This window comes from Nocardia sp. CS682 (assembly GCF_004634405.1).
Taxonomy (GTDB): domain Bacteria; phylum Actinomycetota; class Actinomycetes; order Mycobacteriales; family Mycobacteriaceae; genus Nocardia; species Nocardia ninae.
Genome location: NZ_CP029710.1, coordinates 4,874,847 through 4,894,670, shown reverse-complemented (window position 1 = coordinate 4,894,670; position 19,824 = coordinate 4,874,847). Strand labels below are relative to the sequence as shown.

The 19,824-nt window shown below is 67.4% G+C and carries 23 protein-coding genes and 1 tRNA gene; 13 read left to right on the top strand and 11 right to left on the bottom strand.

Annotated features, from left to right (window positions below):
- Nucleotides 1–6: 6 nt before the first annotated feature.
- Nucleotides 7–207, bottom strand: coding sequence for a hypothetical protein (locus DMB37_RS22070; RefSeq protein WP_135234333.1), 201 nt, complete (start codon nucleotides 205–207; stop codon nucleotides 7–9).
- On the opposite strand from DMB37_RS22070, the gene DMB37_RS41975 reads away from it, so the two are divergent.
- Genes DMB37_RS41975 through DMB37_RS22055 form a run of 4 tightly spaced genes read left to right on the top strand, consistent with a single transcriptional unit; the run spans nucleotide 191 to nucleotide 2,007 of the window.
- Nucleotides 191–556, top strand: a complete 366-nt coding sequence (locus tag DMB37_RS41975; protein WP_370465174.1) for a DUF6191 domain-containing protein — start codon at nucleotides 191–193, stop codon at nucleotides 554–556. The genes DMB37_RS22070 and DMB37_RS41975 overlap by 17 nt on opposite strands.
- 49 nt (nucleotides 557–605) lie before the next feature.
- Nucleotides 606–914, top strand: a complete 309-nt coding sequence (locus DMB37_RS22065) for a hypothetical protein (protein WP_135234332.1) — start codon at nucleotides 606–608, stop codon at nucleotides 912–914.
- 1 nt (nucleotide 915) lies between these two features.
- Entirely contained in the window at nucleotides 916–1,533 is a 618-nt protein-coding gene (locus DMB37_RS22060) for a carboxymuconolactone decarboxylase family protein (protein WP_135234331.1), read from the top strand.
- Between the two features lie 45 nt (nucleotides 1,534–1,578).
- Nucleotides 1,579–2,007 (top strand): hypothetical protein, encoded by a 429-nt coding sequence (locus tag DMB37_RS22055; RefSeq protein ID WP_135234330.1) that lies wholly within the window; start codon nucleotides 1,579–1,581, stop codon nucleotides 2,005–2,007.
- Between the two features lie 7 nt (nucleotides 2,008–2,014).
- On the opposite strand, the gene DMB37_RS22050 is transcribed toward DMB37_RS22055, so the two are convergent.
- Nucleotides 2,015–2,869 carry an NAD(P)H-binding protein gene (locus DMB37_RS22050; RefSeq protein WP_135234329.1) on the bottom strand — a complete coding sequence of 285 codons (855 nt, stop codon included), beginning with the start codon at nucleotides 2,867–2,869 and terminating at the stop codon, nucleotides 2,015–2,017.
- A gap of 62 nt (nucleotides 2,870–2,931) precedes the next feature.
- Between DMB37_RS22050 and DMB37_RS22045 the strand changes: the two genes are divergently transcribed.
- From DMB37_RS22045 to DMB37_RS22035, 3 genes are all read left to right on the top strand, one after another.
- On the top strand, nucleotides 2,932–3,324 hold the full coding sequence (locus DMB37_RS22045) for a helix-turn-helix domain-containing protein (protein ID WP_135234328.1): 393 nt from the start codon (nucleotides 2,932–2,934) through the stop codon (nucleotides 3,322–3,324).
- Nucleotides 3,325–3,408: 84 nt separating this feature from the next.
- Entirely contained in the window at nucleotides 3,409–3,777 is a 369-nt protein-coding gene (locus tag DMB37_RS22040) for a type II toxin-antitoxin system RelE/ParE family toxin (RefSeq protein ID WP_135234327.1), read from the top strand.
- Between the two features lie 2 nt (nucleotides 3,778–3,779).
- On the top strand, nucleotides 3,780–4,106 hold the full coding sequence (locus tag DMB37_RS22035; RefSeq protein ID WP_135234326.1) for a multiprotein-bridging factor 1 family protein: 327 nt from the start codon (nucleotides 3,780–3,782) through the stop codon (nucleotides 4,104–4,106).
- Between the two features lie 96 nt (nucleotides 4,107–4,202).
- On the opposite strand, the gene DMB37_RS22030 is transcribed toward DMB37_RS22035, so the two are convergent.
- From DMB37_RS22030 to DMB37_RS22020, 3 genes are all read right to left on the bottom strand, one after another.
- Nucleotides 4,203–4,293 (bottom strand) — tRNA-Ser (locus DMB37_RS22030).
- A gap of 139 nt (nucleotides 4,294–4,432) precedes the next feature.
- Nucleotides 4,433–4,891, bottom strand: a complete 459-nt coding sequence (locus DMB37_RS22025) for a nucleoside deaminase (protein ID WP_135234325.1) — start codon at nucleotides 4,889–4,891, stop codon at nucleotides 4,433–4,435.
- Nucleotide 4,892: 1 nt separating this feature from the next.
- Nucleotides 4,893–5,432: a tRNA adenosine deaminase-associated protein gene (locus DMB37_RS22020; protein ID WP_107653664.1), complete on the bottom strand. Its 540-nt coding sequence runs from the start codon at nucleotides 5,430–5,432 to the stop codon at nucleotides 4,893–4,895.
- A 58-nt stretch (nucleotides 5,433–5,490) separates the two neighbouring features.
- Between DMB37_RS22020 and DMB37_RS22015 the strand changes: the two genes are divergently transcribed.
- On the top strand, nucleotides 5,491–6,441 hold the full coding sequence (locus DMB37_RS22015; RefSeq protein ID WP_240771612.1) for a prephenate dehydrogenase: 951 nt from the start codon (nucleotides 5,491–5,493) through the stop codon (nucleotides 6,439–6,441).
- Between the two features lie 39 nt (nucleotides 6,442–6,480).
- On the opposite strand, the gene DMB37_RS22010 is transcribed toward DMB37_RS22015, so the two are convergent.
- From DMB37_RS22010 to DMB37_RS22000, 3 genes are read right to left on the bottom strand one after another with little or no spacing between them, the layout of a single operon-like run.
- The gene (locus tag DMB37_RS22010; RefSeq protein WP_107653662.1) at nucleotides 6,481–7,098 is read right to left on the bottom strand and encodes a putative glycolipid-binding domain-containing protein; all 618 of its coding nucleotides are present in this window, start codon (nucleotides 7,096–7,098) and stop codon (nucleotides 6,481–6,483) included.
- Between the two features lie 51 nt (nucleotides 7,099–7,149).
- Nucleotides 7,150–9,000, bottom strand: coding sequence for an ABC transporter ATP-binding protein (locus DMB37_RS22005; RefSeq protein ID WP_240772559.1), 1,851 nt, complete (start codon nucleotides 8,998–9,000; stop codon nucleotides 7,150–7,152).
- A 29-nt stretch (nucleotides 9,001–9,029) separates the two neighbouring features.
- A complete protein-coding gene (locus DMB37_RS22000; RefSeq protein WP_135234322.1) occupies nucleotides 9,030–10,853 on the bottom strand; it encodes an ABC transporter ATP-binding protein in 1,824 nt (607 codons plus the stop codon).
- Nucleotides 10,854–11,111: 258 nt separating this feature from the next.
- Between DMB37_RS22000 and DMB37_RS21995 the strand changes: the two genes are divergently transcribed.
- The gene (locus tag DMB37_RS21995; protein WP_135234321.1) at nucleotides 11,112–11,390 is read left to right on the top strand and encodes a putative quinol monooxygenase; all 279 of its coding nucleotides are present in this window, start codon (nucleotides 11,112–11,114) and stop codon (nucleotides 11,388–11,390) included.
- Here DMB37_RS21995 and fadD32 read toward each other — a convergent pair.
- Nucleotides 11,387–13,312 (bottom strand): long-chain-fatty-acid--AMP ligase FadD32, encoded by a 1,926-nt coding sequence (fadD32, locus tag DMB37_RS21990; RefSeq protein ID WP_370465173.1) that lies wholly within the window; start codon nucleotides 13,310–13,312, stop codon nucleotides 11,387–11,389. The two genes, DMB37_RS21995 and fadD32, sit on opposite strands and share 4 nt — an antisense overlap.
- Before the next feature lie 106 nt (nucleotides 13,313–13,418).
- Nucleotides 13,419–14,666 carry a KasA/KasB family beta-ketoacyl-ACP synthase gene (locus DMB37_RS21985; RefSeq protein ID WP_107653658.1) on the bottom strand — a complete coding sequence of 416 codons (1,248 nt, stop codon included), beginning with the start codon at nucleotides 14,664–14,666 and terminating at the stop codon, nucleotides 13,419–13,421.
- Nucleotides 14,667–15,058: 392 nt separating this feature from the next.
- Between DMB37_RS21985 and DMB37_RS21980 the strand changes: the two genes are divergently transcribed.
- The 3 genes from DMB37_RS21980 to DMB37_RS21970 all read left to right on the top strand — a co-directional run bounded on the left by DMB37_RS21980 (nucleotide 15,059) and on the right by DMB37_RS21970 (nucleotide 17,640).
- The gene (locus tag DMB37_RS21980; protein ID WP_206055365.1) at nucleotides 15,059–16,192 is read left to right on the top strand and encodes a DNA cytosine methyltransferase; all 1,134 of its coding nucleotides are present in this window, start codon (nucleotides 15,059–15,061) and stop codon (nucleotides 16,190–16,192) included.
- A 59-nt stretch (nucleotides 16,193–16,251) separates the two neighbouring features.
- Nucleotides 16,252–16,692: a very short patch repair endonuclease gene (locus tag DMB37_RS21975; RefSeq protein WP_255508398.1), complete on the top strand. Its 441-nt coding sequence runs from the start codon at nucleotides 16,252–16,254 to the stop codon at nucleotides 16,690–16,692.
- A gap of 246 nt (nucleotides 16,693–16,938) precedes the next feature.
- On the top strand, nucleotides 16,939–17,640 hold the full coding sequence (locus DMB37_RS21970) for a DUF998 domain-containing protein (protein WP_240771611.1): 702 nt from the start codon (nucleotides 16,939–16,941) through the stop codon (nucleotides 17,638–17,640).
- On the opposite strand, the gene DMB37_RS21965 is transcribed toward DMB37_RS21970, so the two are convergent.
- Entirely contained in the window at nucleotides 17,641–19,212 is a 1,572-nt protein-coding gene (locus tag DMB37_RS21965; RefSeq protein ID WP_240771610.1) for an esterase-like activity of phytase family protein, read from the bottom strand.
- Between the two features lie 119 nt (nucleotides 19,213–19,331).
- On the opposite strand from DMB37_RS21965, the gene DMB37_RS21960 reads away from it, so the two are divergent.
- Nucleotides 19,332–19,724, top strand: coding sequence for a RidA family protein (locus DMB37_RS21960; protein WP_135234317.1), 393 nt, complete (start codon nucleotides 19,332–19,334; stop codon nucleotides 19,722–19,724).
- Nucleotides 19,725–19,824 lie beyond the last annotated feature (100 nt).

Below are 19,824 nucleotides of genomic sequence, written 5' to 3'. Positions count from 1 at the left end.
TGGCGACTACGGACTGGGTTGCGGGACATTGCAATCGTCGACCTTGGGGTTCACACCCATGTAGTTGAGCGGGCCTGCGATCACGGTGACCACGATGGTGCCGGTACCGGCACAGTTCACCGGGCCACTGTCGAAGTAGTCGCGCTGGGCTGCGGCGATAACGCCGATCAGCAGCCAGACCAGGACAATAATGCTTCCGATTCTCATGTTTCTCTCGCTCATCGGTCTCGAGCGGACTGTTCGACGGCGCATGGGCCACCACGTCCTTCCCGCATTTAGCTATCCGGCGTATACCCCGGTTCGGGCGAAATATCCGTTGCGGGTGAACTATTGCTCGCCGGCTGGATCATGGGCGTGTCGTCGCAGGTCAGGCAGTTGTGGACGGTGGCGCTGCTACCCGACCGCACGGGTGGAGCCGGCCCACCGCGAATCGGTGTCGATGCTGCGCGACGAAGACGCGGGAGGCGCACCGCCCTCCGGTGCCGAGCTGGACCGGCGCACCGCAATACTGCGAGCCGAAGGGCGAATGAGCTTGGCCCACCTAGCCTTCCGATAGTGGACCGACGGCACGCCGAGCAAGGGATGATGGGTCGATGGAGCGGTCGATGGATGAGCAGTGGCAGCGGTTAGGTGAACATCTCGAGTCCGCGCCCGGACGGCTACCGGGCGAGGTGCGTCGGCAGATCCGCAGGCGCGCAACCGATTCGGCGGAGGGTGACGGCATTTCCGCCGAGCTCGCCGCCTTCACCGATCTGGTCGCGCAGCGTTCCTCCCGGGTTACCGCGGCGACCGTCGCCGAGCTGACGGCGGCGGGCCATAGCGACGACGAGATCTTCGAGGCGGCCGCCGTCGCGGCGTACGGGGCGGCCGACCGGCGCCTGCGGGCTGCCCGCCGCGCGTGGGAAGGACGCTGAAATGTGGCTCACAGCAGTCGAATCCGGACATGATCGGCCGACCCGGTTGATGTTCGCCATGATGCGGCGATTCACCAAGGGGGAAGTGCCCGCGGTGCTGAAGGTGATGTGCTATCGGCATCGCTATCTCGGGACACCGCTGTCCGACCTCACCCACCAGGCCATGCGCGGACCCTCGTTCTGGACCGAGGGCGAACGCGAGATCTTCGCCACCGGCACGGCGCAGACGAACGAATGCCCCTTCTGCGCGTCGGCCCATCACGCGATCGCCAGCGCGTACGCGGACAGCAACGTCGTGCGCCTGGCCTTGGCCGCCGGCGACGACTCGCCGCTGCGCCCCGAGGCACGGGCGATGCTCGAATTCCTCGAGAAGCTGGCCCGCGACCCCGACGGACTCACCCCGGGCGACGCGGACAAAGTCCGGCAAACAGGCGTTTCCGCGGCAGCGTTCGAGGAGGCCGTATGGGTGGGTGTCACCTTCGGCGTGACCACCCGCATGATGAACATGGTCGGCGCCGGCCCGCTGGAGCCCGAAGAGGCCAAGGTCGGCGCACGATTCATCAAGAGTTTCGGTTACCGGATGCCGCCACCGATTACGCTCTTGTCACGCGGCACTTGACCCTCGCAGCTCGCCCGCATACCCACCTGTCCAGGAGGTAGCACGATGAGCAGGTCCTTCCCCCGAACCATCGTGAGCGCCGCGGCCTTCGCAGCCCTCACCGTCACCGTCGGTCCGCCGGCCAACGCCGACGTGGAGTCCGTCAGCGCCGCCGTCGGGGCCGAGGGGCTGCTGACCGGCTGTCGCTACACCGTGACGGCCACCGTCACCGACTCGGTGATCCCACCCGGCTCCGTGTTCTTCATGCTCGCCGGCGGGGTGATCCCCGGTAACGGTGAACGGATCCCCGGCGAGGTCGTGCACCATCCGGAGAACAACACCGTCACCGCCACCTGGACGCCGACCAGGGTCGGTTCGCAGAATTTGATCGGCATCCAGAGTGAACCGGGCAAGTACACCTCGACGAAGTTCATCACCGTCGAGGTCGTCGGCAGCGGGCTCGACACCGGTAGTTCCTGCGTGCGGATCGGTTAACCGCTCGTCAGGCGAAGTCCGCGGCGTGGTCGGCGGCCCACTGCCGGTAGCTGCGGGCGGGTGAGCCGGTGACCTCCTGAACCGTCGATGTCGGTTGCCCGGGTACGTCGACCATCGCGGCGAGCCCGGCCAGCACGAAGTCCGCGTATTCCGGTGGGAGCCAGGTCATGTGCTGTGCGGCCTGCTCCGGCGGGAGTTCCTCCCATTCCAATGGGCGGCCCAGTGCCGCTCCGATGGCGGCTACCTGTTCGACTCTGCTCAGCGAAATCGGCCCCGTCAGTTCGTATTTCGCCCCGGCGTGCCCGTCGGTGGTCAGCGCGCGGACGGCGACCGCGGCGATATCCGCCTCGTGCAGCAGCGTCATCGATGCCGCACCGTACGCGCCGCGTACGACATTGCCCGCGCGGATCTGCGGGGCCCATTCCAGGGTGTTCGTCGCGAAACCGTGTGGGCGCAGGAAGGTCCATTCCAGTCCGGACTCGACGATCGGTCGTTCGACCGCCGCGTGCGCCGCGCCGATCGGGTTGTCCTGCTCGTCGACGTCGTCCCGGACCGCCCCGGAGGACAGCAGGACAAGACGATCCGCGTGCTCGGCGATCACCTGAACCGCCGAGTTCGCCACGGCGGCAGGCAAAGTCGGCCAAGTCAGGTACACCGCGTCCACGCCGTCGAGTGCGCGAGCCAGCGTCTCCGGTGCGGCCAGATCGCCGGGCGCGAGCTCGACATCGGCAGGCAACGACGCTGCTTCAGGTCGGCGAACCAGTGCGCGCACCGCCACCCCCGTCTCCGCCAGCTGCGAAACAACTTGCCCGCCAACGTGACCGGTCGCGCCGATCACCAGAATTCTGTTCGGTTGAGCCATGCGCTCACGATACGAAGCAAGCTAACTTCAGGTAAGTCCCTACCTCAAAGTAAGCTCATTCCGTGGACGTAGGTTTCCAGAACAGCAAGCTGCCACCCGCTCCCCAGCGTGACGTATTCGACAGCGACTGCCCCGCCCGCACCGTCCTCGACAAACTGACCAGCCGCTGGGGAGTCCTCATCCTCTCGGCTTTACGCTGCGGACCCCTGCGCTTCCACGCCCTGCGCGACAACATCGGTGGCATCAGCGAAAAGATGCTCTCCCAAAACCTGCGCACCTTCACCAATTACGGCCTCGTAGACCGCACCGTAGAACCCACCACCCCACCCCAGGTCACCTACACCCTCACCCCGATGGGCGAGGAAGTCGCCGAACAATTACACGGCCTACTGTCCTGGGTCAGCGTCAACGCCGAGGCCATAGTGCAGTTCCAGTCGGAGTCGTTGACTCCGTAGATCACCGCGATTCACGTTCACCGCGGCGAATAGTGGCAGTTGCGAGCAACTCATATCATCACATGCGTGTGATAATATGAGGTAGTGGACCTGTTCGAGATCTACCTTGACGATGAAGTACTCGAATTTCTCGATGCACTGGCGATCGTCGACCTCGCCCGCGCCGACACCGCCGCCGGGTACCTCGCCGAACACGGTCCAACCCTCGGCGAACCCCACTGCCGCCACCTCGGCGAGGGCGTACGCGAACTCAGGTTTCGGCTCACCGGTGACCGGCCAACCCGCATCACCTACTGGTTTCCACCGAAAACAGGACCGCTGGCGATCCTGCTCACCGCTTTCCGCAAGACCAAGCAGGTGGAGATCAAACAAGTCGCGCGGGCAAAGCAGGCCCGCAAAGTCTGCGAGACCGAGCACGAAACCACGTATCACACGATGTTCGAAACGGAGTGACCATGACCGCCACAAAAGTGACCAGTGCAAAGAAGCCCACGAAGAAAACCCGAGGCGAGATGGCCGCCAGCCTCACCGCCAAGCGCGCCACCCCCGAATACCGGGCCGCCGCAGCGGCATTCCGGCTGGCCACCGAAATCGGTAACGCAGTCCGGGCCGCCCGCGAGGCGCGCGGCTGGTCGCAATCGGACCTTGCCGAGCGGTCCGGGCTGAAGCAGCACGCGGTGTCGCGGCTGGAGTCCGGCGATGTGGTGCCCACGTTGAAAACCCTGCTGCGGGTGTCCGACGCCCTCGACGTGGAGATCGTCACCGTCAAGCATGTCGCCTGAACAGCAATGGTGCAGTGCCAATCGCACTCGTCGCCACAAGTCGAAGCCCGCCCCAAATAAAAGCCCTTCACCCGCTCGCGCAGATGAAGGGCTTTTTGGCGGTGGCGGAGGGATTTGAACCCTCGGAGGGGGGTTACCCCTCACACGCTTTCGAGGCGTGCTCCTTAGGCCGCTCGGACACGCCACCGCCGACAACCATACCGGAATGGGTCCGGATCGCTAAATCGCCAGCGCAGGTACGGAGGCGGTGTGACGTGACGCACGGAAGGTCCGCATGAGGCAAGCGGCAGCCTGCGTCGAGAGCGCGGACCGTGCGTCAGGTGGGTTCAGCGCTGGGTGTGGAAGAAGGTGTTGAGGAGAGCGGCGCAGTCGGGCTCGAGGATGCCGCCGTGGACTTGGGGGCGGTGGTTGAGGCGGCGGTCGCGGACTACGTCCCAGAGGGAGCCTACGGCGCCGGTTTTGGGTTCCCAGGCGCCGAAGACGAGGCGGGCGACGCGGGCCAGGACGAGGGCGCCTGCGCACATGGTGCAGGGCTCGAGGGTGACGGCCAGGGTGGCACCCTCGAGGCGCCAGCCGTCGCCGTGGAGTTCGGCGGCGCGGCGCAGGGCGAGGATCTCGGCGTGGGCGGTGGGGTCACCGAGGGCCTCGCGCGCGTTCGCCGCGCGCGCGAGTTCCCTTCCGGTGGAGTCGAATACGACGGCGCCGACGGGGACGTCGCGTGGGTCGGCCGCGGCGGCCGCGGCGATCGCGGCGCGCACCATGTCGGCGTCCGACGGGGCGGTCATGTCAGCGGGGGAGCTTGTCCAGCACCGCCGCGAGTTCGTCGGCGAAGCCGAGGCGTTGGGCGATCATGCCGAGCTGCTCGTCGGGGTAGAGGTCGGTCTCGGCGAGGATGACGCTCAGTACCGGCTCGGGCAGACCCAGATCGGCGAGCACGCCGAGGTCGCCCTCTTCCCACGGCTCGATGTCGTCGAGTTCGTCGGGGTCGATGTCCGGAATTTCCACGTTGAGGGCGTCGAGGACGTCCGCGGCGATGTCGTAATCAATGGCGGCGGTCGCATCCGAAACCAGCATCCGGGTGCCGCTCGGCGCGGGCCGGACGACGATGAAGAACTCGTCATCGATGTCCAGCAGACCGAACACGGCTCCCGAGCTACGCAAGGCCTTCAGTTCGTTTTCCGCGGCGGACAAATCCGTGAGCGCGGCCTGGCTCAACGGGCTGCACCGCCATTTGCCTTCTTCGCGGACAACCGCCACTGCGAACCCTTCTACGTCGTCGTAATCATCCGACGCCGCCCTATTCGTGCCCGAGCGCTGTGCTGCCATGGGCGCAACGGTAGTCTGCCCGAGCCGAAATGTTGAAGTCGTATGCGAATCTGTTCCGGTGACTTCGACTGGGAAAGCGTCCGTGTGCGTCCTCGGCACCGGCTTGATCGGCGGTTCCCTGCTGCGCGCGGCCGTCGGCGCCGGGTACGACGCCTGGGGGTACAACCGATCGCCGGTCGGCGCACAGGCCGCGCGGGCCGACGGCTTCGACGTCACCGAGCAGCTGCCCTCCGCGCTCACCCGGGCCGCGGCGGCGAACGCGCTGATCGTCATCGCCGTGCCGATGCCTGCGGTCGAGCACATGCTCTCCGCCATCGCCACCTACGCGCCGGATTGCGGGCTGACGGATGTGGTCAGCGTGAAGGCACCGGTCGCCGAGGCGGTGCGCAAGGAGGGTTTGTCGGCCCGCTACGTCGGCGGGCACCCGATGGCGGGTACCGCCGAATCCGGGTGGGCAGCCACCGATTCCGGCTTGTTCCGGGACGCCGTGTGGGCGGTCGGCGTCGACGAGGGCACCCACGTCGAGCCGTGGACCAGGGTCGTGCGGCTGGCGCTGGACTGCGGTTCGGTGGTCGTCCCGACCGTCGCCGACGAGCACGACCGCGCGGTGGCCCGGATCTCGCATCTGCCGCATGTGCTCGCCGAGGCGCTGGCGCTGGCCGGGGCGGCGGGCGGCGGACTGGCCCTCGGGCTGGCGGCGGGCTCTTTCCGCGACGGCACCCGCGTCGCAGGCACCGCACCTGATCTAGTGCGCGCCATTTGCGAACCGAATTCCGGCGCACTGTTGACCGTCCTCGAGGAAACGCTCACCGTGCTCGGCGCCGCACGCGACAGCCTGCGCGCCGACAATTCCCTGGCCGATCTCGTCGAAGCCGGACACGATGCCCGGGAACGCTACGAAACCGCGCGCCGATGGGAAATCACCGACATCCACCCCGGCGACCACAATTGGCTCGCGAACCTTCGGGATGCCGGACAACGCGGCGGAGTAATCACTCGACTGCCCTGATCCCGAAGCACCGCCGAGAAAACGCGACGCGATGAAAACTCAGATGCGTTCGGCCAGACCCGGGTAGTCGAGCAGGAAGCCGTCCGCGTCGACGGTGACCGTCGCGCTGGAAACCGGCGACAGCACGCTGATGCCGTCGGCGGCGCTGCTGTAGGTGAGGCTCGCCTCCTGCACCAGCAGGTCGGGCAGGCGCACGTAGACGACCGGGACCTGGACGTCGTGCACCGCGTGCTGCAGGTCGAAGCGGCGGATCGGCAGCGTGTTGAAGAACGGGCTGAGCACCACGTCCACATCGAGCGCACCGGCGAAGGTGGAGCGCACGTGGCTGCCGCCCGCGTCGACCAGCCAGTAGTTCTCCTCGTCCCTGGCGATGGACGCGTGCCGCTCACCGGCGGCCGTGGTGGTACGCAGCGAGAGCCGCTTGGTGGCGCCGCTCTCGTCGGTGACCAGGTCGTAGGACGCGCTGAACGCCGGGTGGTCGTCGCACGCGCCGCCGATCATGCGACCGGCGGCGCGGATGCGATTGCCGTTCAAGGTCACGCGCACCGACTCCATCCGCGACGCGTTGTGGGCGCGCCAGGTGAGAATCGCCGGCCAACGGGAGGCCGGGGGCGTCTCGGGGCCGGAGGCCTGGCTCTCGGGGGCTGGAGTCGTCACGTATCTACCGTAAGCGACACCGAGCTGTAGTCCGCACCACACCAGCTCGCATCACACGAGGGATTCGCGCCATGCCGCGTGCAGGCTGGCGAACCGGCCGGTGCCCGCGATCAGCTCGGCCGGGGTGCCGTCCTCCACGATGCGCCCGGATTCCAGCACCAGCACCCGGTCGGCGATGGCCACTGTGGACAGCCGGTGAGCGATGATCACCGCGGTGCGCTCGCGCAGCACCGTTTCCAGTGCCCGCTGCACCAGCCGCTCGCTCGGGATGTCCAGACTGGACGTGGCTTCGTCCAGCACGATCACCGCCGGATCCGCCAGGAACACCCGGGCGAACGCGACCAGCTGACGCTGCCCCGCGGAGAGCCTGCCGCCGCGCTTGCGCACGTCGGTGTCGAAGCCCTCCGGCAGCGCCTGCACGAAGTCGTACAGGCCGACGGCGCGGGCCGCCGCGAACACCTCCTCGTCGGACGCGTCCGGCCTGCCGAGCCGGATGTTGTCGGCCACCGAGCCGGAGAACAGATAGGACTCCTGCGTGACCATCACGACATTGCGGCGCAGGTCGGCGTCGGAGATCCGGCGCAGATCGATGCCGTCCAGGGTGACCACACCGTCGGACGGGTCGTAGAACCGCGTCAGCAGCTTGGCCAGCGTCGACTTGCCCGCGCCGGTGGCACCGACCAGCGCGACGACCTGTCCGGCGGGGATGTCCAGGGAGAACTCCGGCAGCACCTGACGTTCGGTGCCGTAGCCGAACGACACCCGATCCATCAGGACCGCCCCGTGGGCCTTCGCCAGCGGTGTCGGATCGGTCGGCTCCACCACCGAGGGCTCTTCCTCGAGCACACCGGAGATCTTCTCCAGCGCCGCGGCCGCGGACTGATACGAGTTGAACACCTGGGCGAGTTCGTCGAGCGGACCGTAGAACTCGTTGAGGTACAACAGGTATGCCGCGAGCACGCCCACCGCGAGATTGCCCTCGATCACCTGCCAGGCGCCGACCAGGATGATGATCACCGTGGTCAGGTTGCCGAGCAGCCTGGTCAAGCCCGCGTAGTCGCCCATGCCGCGCATGGCCGTGGTGGTCGCCTGCTGATATTCACCGTCCTCGTAGGCCAGCACCGACTCGTTGCGCTGCTCGCGGCGGAAGGTCTGCACCGCGCGCATGCCGCCCATCGACTCGACGAACTGCACGACCACCTTGGCGATGGCGCCACGGGTGCGGCGGTAGCCCGCCCGCTGCCTGCGCTGCGCCCACCGGGTGACGAACACCAGTGGCACGAAACCGATCAGCACGATCGCGGCCAGCATCAGATCCAGGTAGATCAGCAGCGCCGCGATGGTCACCACCGAGAGGATCGCGCTCAACGCCTGGTTCAGCGCGCTCTCCAGCAGTTCCTGCAGCGTCTCGATGTCACCGGTGAGGCGCGCGACGACCTTGCCGGAGGTGTACTTCTCGTGGAAGGCGACGCTGAGCCGCTGCATGTGCGTGAACGAGCGCACCCGCAGGTCGAACAGCACGCTCTGGCTGAGCCTGCCGGACACCCGCAGGAACAGGAAGGTGGTCGCGATGCCGAGCAGCACCGCGCCGAGGTACCCGCTGACCGTCCAGGTCAGCGGGGCCCAATTCCCTTGGCGGCCTTCGGCTATGCCTTTGTCGAGCCCATACGCGACGAACAGCGGCGCCGAGACCATCGCGGCGTTGTCGACCACGATGAGCACCAGCGCGAACGCCGCCAGCTTGCGGTAGGGCCGGACCAGGTCGAGCAGCAGTCGGCGAGATCGCTCGGCCAGCACCAGGTTTCCGGCCTGGGTGACCTCCTTGTCCTCGCTGGCGATGCCGCGCCAATCGGCGGCTTCGTCGCGTGGCTTGTCCAGTACCGTCGAGTTCTCGGTGGTAATACCGTCTTTCGACGTGACCGTTTCCGTGCTCACCGCTGTTCACCTCCCATCAGGTCGCGGTATCGGCTGCTGGTGCGCAGCAGGTTGTCGTGGGTGCCTTCGGCGACGATCCGGCCGTCGGCCAGCACCGCCACCCGGTCGGCCAGCGCGGCCGTCGAGGGCCGGTGCGCGACCAGCAACGTCGTCGCGCCGGCCAGCACGGTGCGCAGTCGCTCCTGCACCCGTTCCTCGGTCTCCACGTCGAGCGCGGACAGCGGGTCGTCGAGCACCATGATCCGGCTGCGACTGCCCGGGCCCGCCCCGCTCAGCACGGCGCGAGCCAGCGCGAGCCGCTGCCGCTGGCCGCCGGACAGGCTGAGTCCCTGCTCGCCGATCCTGGTGTCGAGTCCCCACGGCAGGTTGTCCACGAACTCGGTGGCCTGCGCGACCTCCAGTGCGCGACGCACATCGGCGTCGGTGGCCGTCGGGTCGCCGAGCGCGACGTTCTCCCGCACACTCGCCGAGAACAGCACCGGATCCTCGAACGCGACCGAGACGAGCGAACGCAGGTCGCTCAGCCGCATGGACGCGATGTCGATGCCGTCGATGGTGATCACACCGCCGGACAGGTCGTAGAGCCGTGGAATCAGGTTGAGCAGCGCGGTCTTTCCGCTGCCGGTCGCACCGACCAGCGCGACCGTTTCGCCGGGCCGGATCTTGATCGAGACATCACGCAGCACTGGCGATTCCGCGTCGGGGAAAGCGAATTGCACGCCTTCCAAACGCAATTCGCCGACAATTGTCTCCGGCAACTCGACCGGATCGGCCGGGTCGGTGATGTCGACGGGCGTGTCGATGATCTCCCAGTACCGGTCCCCCGCCGTGCGGGCGTCGTTCAGCTCGGCCAGCAGGAAACCGGTCCAGATGATCGGCCACTGCAGGAAGTTCGCCAGCGTGATCGCCGCGACCAAGGTGCCCAGCGTCATCGAGCCCTGCACCACCGCATAGCCGCCGAAACCGAGCGCGAACGCGATCGCCAGCTGCGGCAGACCGGTCATCGCCGACCACAGCCGCGCATCCAGCCGCACCTTGTGCAGTTCGGTCTGCTGGAGTTCGCGCGACTGGGCGAGGAAGCGCCCACCGAAGAACACACCGCGCCCGAACGCCTTCAGCACCCGCACACCCTGCGCCGACTCCTCGGCGATGGTGGCCAGGTCACCCGACTGGTCCTGGGACTTCCGCGACGCCAGCGAGTACTCGCGCTCGAAGCGAATGCAGATGTAGGTCAACGGAATCGAGATGATCACGAAGATCAGCCCGACCTGCCAGCTCAACCACACCAGCACCAGCAGGCCGACCGGGATCAGGATGATGTGGATGATCAGGAACGGGCCGGCGAACGCGACGAAGCGGCGCAGGGTGGCCATGTCGTCGACCGCACGGGACAGCAGCTGACCCGACTCCCAGGCCTCGTGCCTGCCGATCGCCAGCGACTGGAGTTTGCGAAAGATCTTGGCGCGCATGGTGATCTCGACCATGGACGCCGGCTTGGACACCAGCCAGCGGCGGCCCCACACGCCGAGGGCTTCCAGGAGGCCGAGCACCAATACCAGCAGCACCGGCGCGACGGCCGCACCGAGATCGCGCTGGGCAATCGGCCCGTCGATGATCCTGGCGATCACCAGCGGGATCACGATCGCGGTCAGCGAGGCGAGGATCGCGAGCGTGGTGGCACCGAGCAGCGCGCGCCGATACGGGCGCACATAGGGCCAGAAACGCCGCAGCGAATGCAGGCGACCCGGCACGGACGCACCGGGCCGCTCCGGTCTGTCGGCCTCCAAATCCACCGTCGCGACATCAAGTGCAACCGACATAGTTCCCCCTCGAGGTCTGTGGATGGCAGTGTCGAGAACCCGGACACTCGGTGATGTTCGCATCGAGGTCCGACATCTCAGAGTGGCAGCATCACCTGGGTCAGCCAACTGGTTTTCTGCGTCGGCCGATACCGCAGCATCGGTATCCGTGCTGGATATCACGGTCGGACCGCAGGTGGCGACAACCTTCATGAGCCGAGTCAACAACCTCGAGCAACCTCGAGGTCAAGGGTCGATCCGCCGAATAGACTCCGCGGCATGCTGATCGTCGCCGGATATCTGAAGGTCACCGACCGGGACCACTATCTCGCCGCCTGCCGCGAGGTGGTCGAGCTCGCCCGCGGCGCCGACGGCTGCCTGGACTTCACGCTCGGCGCCGACCTGGTCGAGCCCGACCGCGTGAATATCTACGAGCGCTGGGCGACCAGGGACGCGGTGGACAAGTTCCGTGGCACCGGGACCACAAACGACCTCGGCGCCCACATTGTGGGCGCCGAGGTCAGTGAATTCGACTGCACGAACGAGGTGCGGCTCTAGCGAACGCCCGCGCTCTCCCGCTCCTCCGCGGGAGCATCCGGGAAAGCTTGCTGCTGGTATCCGCCGCGCAGCGTGCCGTCCAGGTACGCGGCTCGGCAGGCCCGTCGGGCGATCTTGCCGCTGGAGGTCCGCGGGATCGAGCCGGCTGGCACGAGCAGCACATCGCGCACGGTGACGCCGTGCCGCTGCGAGACGGCCGCCCGCACCGTGTCCGCGACCGGTTCGGTCTCCAGCTTGCCCGCGCCGGTGTTGCGTTCGGCGACGATCACCAACTGCTCGGAGTTGTCGTCGGCGTCGAACTTCAGCCCGGAGTGACTGCCCTTCTCGAACACCAGTGCAGGCAGTTCGTTGGCGGGCACGGAGAAGGCCGCGACGAAACCGGGTCGCAGTGCGGTGCTGGATTCCTGTGCCGAGAACTCCAGGTCCTGCGGGTAGTGATTGCGGCCGTCGACAATCACCAGATCCTTCACTCGGCCCGTGATGTACAACTCGCCGTCGAGATAGGCGCCGTAATCGCCGGTCCGCATCCAGTGGGCGTCCTCCGGTGTGCCCTCCGCATGGCTGCCCGTCGGCTGGCGGGCTGCCAGCTTGGCTTGGAAGGTGGCCACGGTTTCCTCGGGACGCCCCCAGTAACCGATGCCCATGTTCTCGCCGTGCAACCAGATCTCGCCGACCTCACCGTCGGCCCGCTCGACGCCGGTCTCCGGATCGACGATCGTCGCCCACTGCGACAACGCCACATAGCCGCAGGACACCTGCGCGATCGAGTTCTCCGCGCCCTCCTCGACCTGGACCATACGGCCCGAATTGAGCTGGGCGCGATCGACATACACGACCCGCGCCTCGTCCTCGGCCTTGGTCGCGGACACGAACAGCGTCGCCTCCGCCATGCCGTAGCACGGCTTGATCGTCGTCTTCGGCAACCCGTACGGCGCGAACGCCTCGTTGAATTTCCGCATCGACGACACCGACACCGGTTCGCTGCCGTTGATCAACCCGATCACATTCGACAGGTCGAGCTCTTCGCCCGGTTTCGGCTTACCGCGCGCCGCGGCGTGTTCGAAGGCGAAATTCGGTGCCGCCGCGAAAGTTCCGGCACCGTCGGAGGCGGCGGCCAGCTCTTTGATCCAGCGGTACGGACGGCGCACGAACGCGCTCGGCGACATGATGGTGATGAATCCGCCACCGACGGTCGGCAGAATCACACACAGCAGACCCATGTCGTGGAACAGCGGCAGCCAGGTGACGCCGCGCGAATTCTCTTTCACACCAATCGCATCGATCATCTGCAGCAGATTCGTGCCGACGGCCCGGTGCGTGATCTCCACGCCCGCAGGCGTTCTGGTGGAGCCGGAGGTGTATTGCAGGTAAGCGACGCTGTCGATATTGATATCCGGGCGCACCCACGTCGCGCCGACGCTGTCCGGAATCGCTTCCACCGCAATAATCCGCGGCCGCTGTACCGCGGGCAGATGGCGGAAGAAGTTCCGCACACCGCCCGCCGCGGAGCCGACCGTGAGAATCGCGGCGGGCGTGCAGTCGCTGAGCACCGCGGTGAGCCGGTCGGTGTGCCCCTGCTCCTCCGGGTCGAACAGCGGCACCGCGATATTGCCCGCGTAGACGGCGGCGAAAATGGAGACGACATAGTCGAGCCCCTGCGGTGCCAGAATCGCTACCCGGTCACCGGGTTTGGTCACCTGCTGTAGCCGGGCCGCGACGGCCCGCAGCCGGACACCGAACTGTCGCCAGGTCAGCTCGTGGTACTCACCGTCGCGTTCCCGCGAATAGTCGATATAGCGGTAGGCGAGGTCGTCGCCGTTCTCCGCGCTGTGCTTGTCGACGAAGTCGATCAGGGTCTTGTCGCCGCGGATTTTGATATTGCCCTGGTCGTCCAAATAGTCGTCGAAGGTCTCGTCGATCATCGCCTTATCCTTTTGCCAAAGCACGCACACAGGCCGTGCAGTTACACCGAACACAGGTCGATAACGAAGCGTCGGGAAGGCTAGCAGGTGCGCAGCCTTCCGACGCTCAGTACCGCCCGAAGGCGATCGCCACGTTGTGTCCGCCGAAACCGAACGAGTTGTTCACGGCGTAATCGATCCGACCCGGCCTGCTCTGCCCCTTGACCACATCGAGGTCGATGGCGGGGTCCTGATTGTCCAAATTCAGGGTCGGCGGGACGATTCCGTCCCGAATGGACAGCACGGTGATGACCGACTCCAGCGCACCGACCGCGCCGATCGAGTGCCCGAGTGCCGATTTCGGCGCGTAGACCGAGGTGTGACTCCCGATCGCGGACGAAATCGCTTGTGCCTCAGCGGTATCGCCGATCGGGGTGGCGGTGGCGTGCGCATTCACGTGGGTGACGTCCTTCTTCGACAGCCCGGCCTTCTCGATCGCCCTGGTCATCGCGCGCGCGGCGCCCTTGCCCTCGAGATCGGGCGCGACCAGATGGAAGGCGTCGGAGGTGATGCCCGCCCCCATGATCCGCGCGTGGATGGTCGCGCCGCGCGCCTTGGCGTGCTCCTCGGTCTCGATGATCATCATCGCCCCGGCCTCACCGAACACGAAGCCGTCCCGGTCCTTGTCGAACGGGCGCGACGCACTCTTCGGATCATCGTTGCGGGTGCTCATCGCGCGCATCATGGTGAACGCCGCGATCGGCACCGCCTGGATGGAGCCCTCGACACCGCCGGTGACGACCATGTCCGCGTCGCCCATCACGATCATCTGCCACGCGTTGGCGATCGCCTCCGAGCCGGACGAGCAGGCCGACACCGGCGTGACGACGCCCGCGCCCGCGCCGAGCTCGATGCCGACGCAGGCGGCCGAACCGTTGGGCATGATCCGCTGCACGGTCAGCGGTGAAATCTTGCGGTAGCCACCATTTTTGATCCGGTCCCGCGCGTCGATGATGTACTCGCCGCCGCCGAGCCCGGTGCCGATGGCGACCCCGAGCCGGGTCTTGTCGACCTCCGGGCTGCCTGCGTTGCGCCATACCTCGCGACACAGGACCGTGGCCATCTGCTCGACGTAGGACATGTTGGTCGCCTCGACCCTGGTGAGGCTCTCGGCCGGTGAGACCTTCAGGTGCCCGCCGATGCGGACCGGCAGTTCGAACTGGTCGATGAAGCTGTCCTCCAGGACGTCGATCCCGCTCTCCCCGTTGAGCAGGCCTTTCCACGTCGAGTCGATATCGCCCGCAATCGAGGTGGTCGCCGCGAGGCTGGTGACCACGACGTTGGGAAAGCTCCTGTTTTTCGAAGGTATCTGCATGTTCGCTCACTTTCCCTAGCGTGACGACTAAGAAATTTGTCGAGCCCAAAACCTTGTGGAGCACAGACGCTGTGTGGAGCAAATGCGTTTCGCATGCGGACGCGCCGCCGAGCACGTGGGGCGGCGTCCGCGCGGATAGCGCTGGAGCGCAGGCAGATCAGCCTGCCGAGCCTGTCATCAGGGCCGCACACATGATCGGCCGATGAGCATTATCGAGCAGCAGCAGACCGATCATGTTGCTGACACGCGGACGGTACCAGGCCACCATCGGGTTTGCTCCGTCGCGCCGTCATGGCGGTGTTCGCGGACGGCAACCGGCAACTCGAGTAACCTCTGCCGGGCACAGGGGAACCGAGGACGCGAAGAAGGGACAGTCGGTGACGGGCGCGCGGATGGTCGGGCTGTTCGCCGGGATCGGCGGGCTCGAGCTCGGTCTCGCCCGCAATGGCTGGCAGTCCGAGCTGTTGTGCGAGATCGACGCGGGCGCACAGGGCGTGCTGGCCGCCCGCTTTCCCGATGTGCCACTGCATTCCGACATCACTACCCTGCGCGCGCTACCGGCGGGCACCGAACTGGTCGCGGCAGGCTTCCCCTGCCAGGACCTCTCGCAGGCCGGGCGCACCGCCGGCATCACCGGCAAGCGCTCGGGTCTGGTCGACGAGGTGTTCCGGTTGGTGCGCCGTAAGCGCGGGCCGCGCTGGCTGCTGATCGAGAACGTGCCGTTCATGCTGCAGCTCGGTCGCGGCGCCGCGATGCGCCACATCACCACCGCCCTGGAGGAGCTCGGCTACACGTGGGCCTATCGGGTGGTGGACGCACGCGCGTTCGGCTTGCCACAGCGGCGGCAGCGGGTGCTGATGCTGGCCTCCCGGACCGAGGACCCGCGTGGGGTGTTGTTCGGCGAGGACGCGGGGCCGCGGATCGTCGGCGACGCGGACCGCGATCCGTGCGGCTTCTACTGGACCGAGGGTGTGCGCGGGCTGGGGTGGGCGGTGAACGCGGTGCCGACGCTGAAGGGTGGGTCCGCGCTGGGTATCGCGAGCCCGCCTGCGGTGCGGCTGCCGTCCGGCGAGATCGTCACGCCCGGCCTGGTGGATGTGGAACGGCTGCAAGGCTTCGAGCCGGATTGGACCGCACCCGCGGGTGACGTGCCGGGTATCCGGCAGGGGCATCGGTGGAAGCTGGTCGGCAACGCCGTGAGTGTGCGGATGGCCGGTTGGGTCGGGTCCCGGCTGGCCGCGCCGCTGACTCCGTTGCCCGGCGACCAGCCACTACCGCCGGGCACACCGTGGCCGGTGGCGGCATGGGGACACAACGGGGTGGCCCATCGGGTGGCGGTGTCGACCTGGCCGGTGCACGAGCCGTACGAGGACCTGCGGTACTTCCTGACCGACTCGCGACTGTTATCCGCGCGGGCGACCGCGGGGTTCTTGCGCCGGACCGGCATGGGCAGCCTGCGGTTTCCACCGGGCTTCCTCGATGATGTGGAGAGTCATCTCGATCGGATGGGCGGCTGGGCGGCATGAGCGACTCGCGGGACGGTCTGGACGACGCGCCCGGCGATGCGCAACAACGACCGAGTGAGCTGCGGCCGGTCGGGCGCGCACCCCGTCCAACAACCGATGCGGCGACGAGCGCGCGGATGGCGCGGCAGCGGCGCAGCGGGACCAAGCCGGAGCTGGCGTTGCGCAGGGAGCTGCACCGGCGGGGGCTGCGGTACTTCGTCGATCGAGCGCCACTGCGTGGGCAGCGGCGGCGGGCCGATCTGGTGTTTCCGCGACTACGGGTCGCGGTGTACGTCGACGGCTGCTTCTGGCATCGCTGCCCGCAGCATGCGACTGATCCGCGCAACAACGCGCAGTGGTGGGCCGACAAGCTGGCCGGGAACGTGGCGCGGGACCGGGCGACCGATGCGGCGCTGATGGCGGCCGGCTGGCACGTCGTTCGCGTGTGGGAGCACGAAGACGCGGTGGCCGCCGCCGATCGGGTGCAGGCCGCGCTGGGACACCGGCCTAGCGGGACCTGACCCGGACCAGGGTGCGCGGTGCGTGGGCGGCGAGGTAGCTCGACGCCACCATCACCGACATCACGGCTATTCCGGCGGCGGCTGTTGCGAAGCCGATCATGTGGGACCTCCTTGGGAACGCTTCCCTGTCAGCCTGTCGGTCGAACCTGACAGGAGCCTGTGTGCTGGTTGTCAATGGCGTGTGTTTGCCGACGCGCTGACCTACCGTTCGAGCATCGGCCCGGCGGCAGGGAGGAGAATGGATCCGTGACGAATAGCCAGGAGGTCGCCGAGCGGCGCGCACGAGTGGCGTCCCTGGCGATCGCAGCGGCGATCCTGGTCGCGGGCGTCTGCTACTCGTCCTGGGTGCTCGAGTTCTTCCTGAAGGTCGACGTCGACCCGGTCAACTCGTTCCTCAGCGAGTTGGATGCCGAAGGTAAGCCCTATCGTGCGGTGTTCGCCACCGCGGACAAGATCGTCGGCGCGCTGCTGATCCCCGCGGCGATCGGCGGACTGCTGGTGTTTCCGCGGCGCCGGTTCACCACGATCGGCTGGGTCGCGCTGCTCTGCTTCGGTGCCGCGACGATCGCCGATGTGTTGCTGCCACTGAAGGATTGCACGGCGAGCGACAGTGGCTGCGGCGGTGAAAGCGAGCTTTTCCCGCAGTTGCACCAACCGCACGCCCTGTCGAGCACCATCGCGGTCACCTCGATCGCCATCGCCACCTTCGCGTTCAGCCTGGCCGCGTTCCGCTATCACCGCTGGCGGATCCTGCGCGAAGCCGGGCTGGTCGTGCTGGTGGTCGGGTCGGCGGCGACCGTGTGGATGCTGATCGCCGACAACCTTTCCGGCAATTACGCGCTGGGCATCGCCCAGCGGATCCAGGTCGGTTCGATGTCGCTGTGGCTGATCACGTTGGCCGTCGCGGTGATTCTGGAGGGGCGTGAGTGGACCGATCGCGGCGATTAGCTACTCCACTGTCAGCTTGACGGTATGTTCCGCGGTCTTCGCGGGCAGCTTGGTGGTGTCGACGAAGAGGATCTCGCCGCTGTCCTGCACGCCATTCGGCAGCGTCTTGGGCTTCAGCGCGAACGGCGGCTGCTCGCCCTTGCTGCCGGCCAGACCGAAGTCGCTGTCGTTGGCGATGTAGAGCGTCTTGCCGCCGTCCAGGGTCGCGACGCCCTCGATCTTGTCGTGGCCGAAGAACTTTCCGTCGGCGTCGAGCTCCCTGACCAGCGCGGCGAAGTCGAGGTTCGCGGTCTTGGCGGCCGGGGTGACGCCCGCCTTGGTCAGCACGGCGACACCGTCGGAGGTCGAGACCGAGCCGACCAGTGCCTCGAGCGACTTGCCGTCGATCTGCAGGCCGAGTTCCGGAATGTACTGCGCGCCAGGCACCTTCGCGTCGGGACCGACGTCGGTGGCATTGGCGATGTCGACGGTCCACAGCTTCTTGTCCGCCTTCGGCGCCAAGCTGCCGTCACGTTCGTCGATCAGGAAGGTGGTCGCGCTGAGCGCGGTGATCTCCGAGTCGGCGACCTTGCTGCTCTTCGGGTTCTCCAGCGGGACCACGAACTCCTTCAGCGCCTTCGTCTTCAGGTCGACGGTGACGATGCGGGTCAGCGGGGTCTCCTTGGCGGATCCACTGAGCCCGGGCGTGTTCAGGCCGCTTTGCATCAGGCCGACGAGGGTGCTGCCGTCCGGGGTGATGGTCAGGCCTTCCATGCCCTGGTTCGGTGTGCGCAGCGAAAGTTCTTTCGGCAGCCCGGATCCCGGTGCGAGCCGCTCGATCTCGGCACCCTTGGCGTCGAAATGCACCAGGAACGGGCCGTATTCGTCGGAGACCCAGAAGGTGCCGTCAGGCAACGCGACCAGACCCTCTGGATCGAGGCCGTGATCGGTGGGCGGCAACACGTTTCCGGCCAGGTCCTTGATGGTTTCGCCGGTGTTCGCGGCGATGTCGACCTGGCCGTTGAACGGCACGCCTGCCGCGGTGTGCAAGTCGATGCTCGATTGCAGCACCGCACGGGTGCCGACCAGCTTGAACCGGCCGATCTTGGGCACGAAACTCGCTATCGGCGCGAGCTTCTCGTTCTTGCCGGGGCCGTCCACGTTCGGGCCGCGGTCGGTGAGCCCGTAGAACTCGTCCGTGCTGCCCGGCACCGGCGTCCACGCGGAGCCGAAACCGCTGCCCTGCACCGTGGTTCCGCCGAACTCACCCAGCGACGGAATGTCGGTGGTGTACAGGCGCACCGCGTCGGTGGTGGTCACCTTGAAGGTGTCGGAGCCGCGGTAGCCGGCGTCGGGGGTGTAGACCAGCGCACCGTCCACCCGGCGGCTCAGCTTGCCGTGCGCCGGGTCGGCGATGCGGACGGCGGCGCTGCCACCCGTCTCGGCGAGCAGGTCATCCAGGGAGATCACCAACGGCTGGTCCGCAGTCGCGGTGAAGGCCGCGGCCGAATCCGAGGTGGAACAGCCGGTAGCCAGCGCGCCGACACAGAGGACGGCGGCGGCGGTGACGCGAGGACGAGAATGAGCTTTCACCGGGACTGCGTACCCTGCCGATCCGACTTCCGGCCGACGCGCAGGTGACATCTCGGTGTCGAACCTCGGCGTTGCTGGCCGTTGACTGCCCGATCGACGCCGCATGCGATGCTGTCGCCATGACCGCACGCGTGAACATTTCCTCCGGCTCCGAGTTCGAAGACATCGTCGGTTACAGCCGCGCCGTCCGAGTCGGCAACCACGTCGCGGTCAGCGGCACCACCGCCTCGATCCCCGGCGGCGACGCGGTCGGCGGCGACGACATCGGCGAGCAGACCAGGGAAACGCTGCGGCGCATCGGCAGCGCCCTCACCGAGGCGGGCGCGAGCCTCGCCGACGTTGTCCGCACCCGCATCTTCGTCACCGATATCGCCCGCTGGCCCGAGGTCGCCAAGGCGCACGCCGAGGTCTTCGGGGACATCCGGCCTGCCACCGCCATGTACGAGATCAGCGCGCTCATCACCCCCGCGCTGCTGGTCGAGATCGAAGCGGACGCGATCGTCGCCGAGTAGTCCGCATGATCGACGGGACATGATGATCACTCCTGCCGTCCTGTCCCGTTGATCATGAAGAAGCCCGGCGGGGCCCGCCCGGGATCGCTAGGGTCGCAAC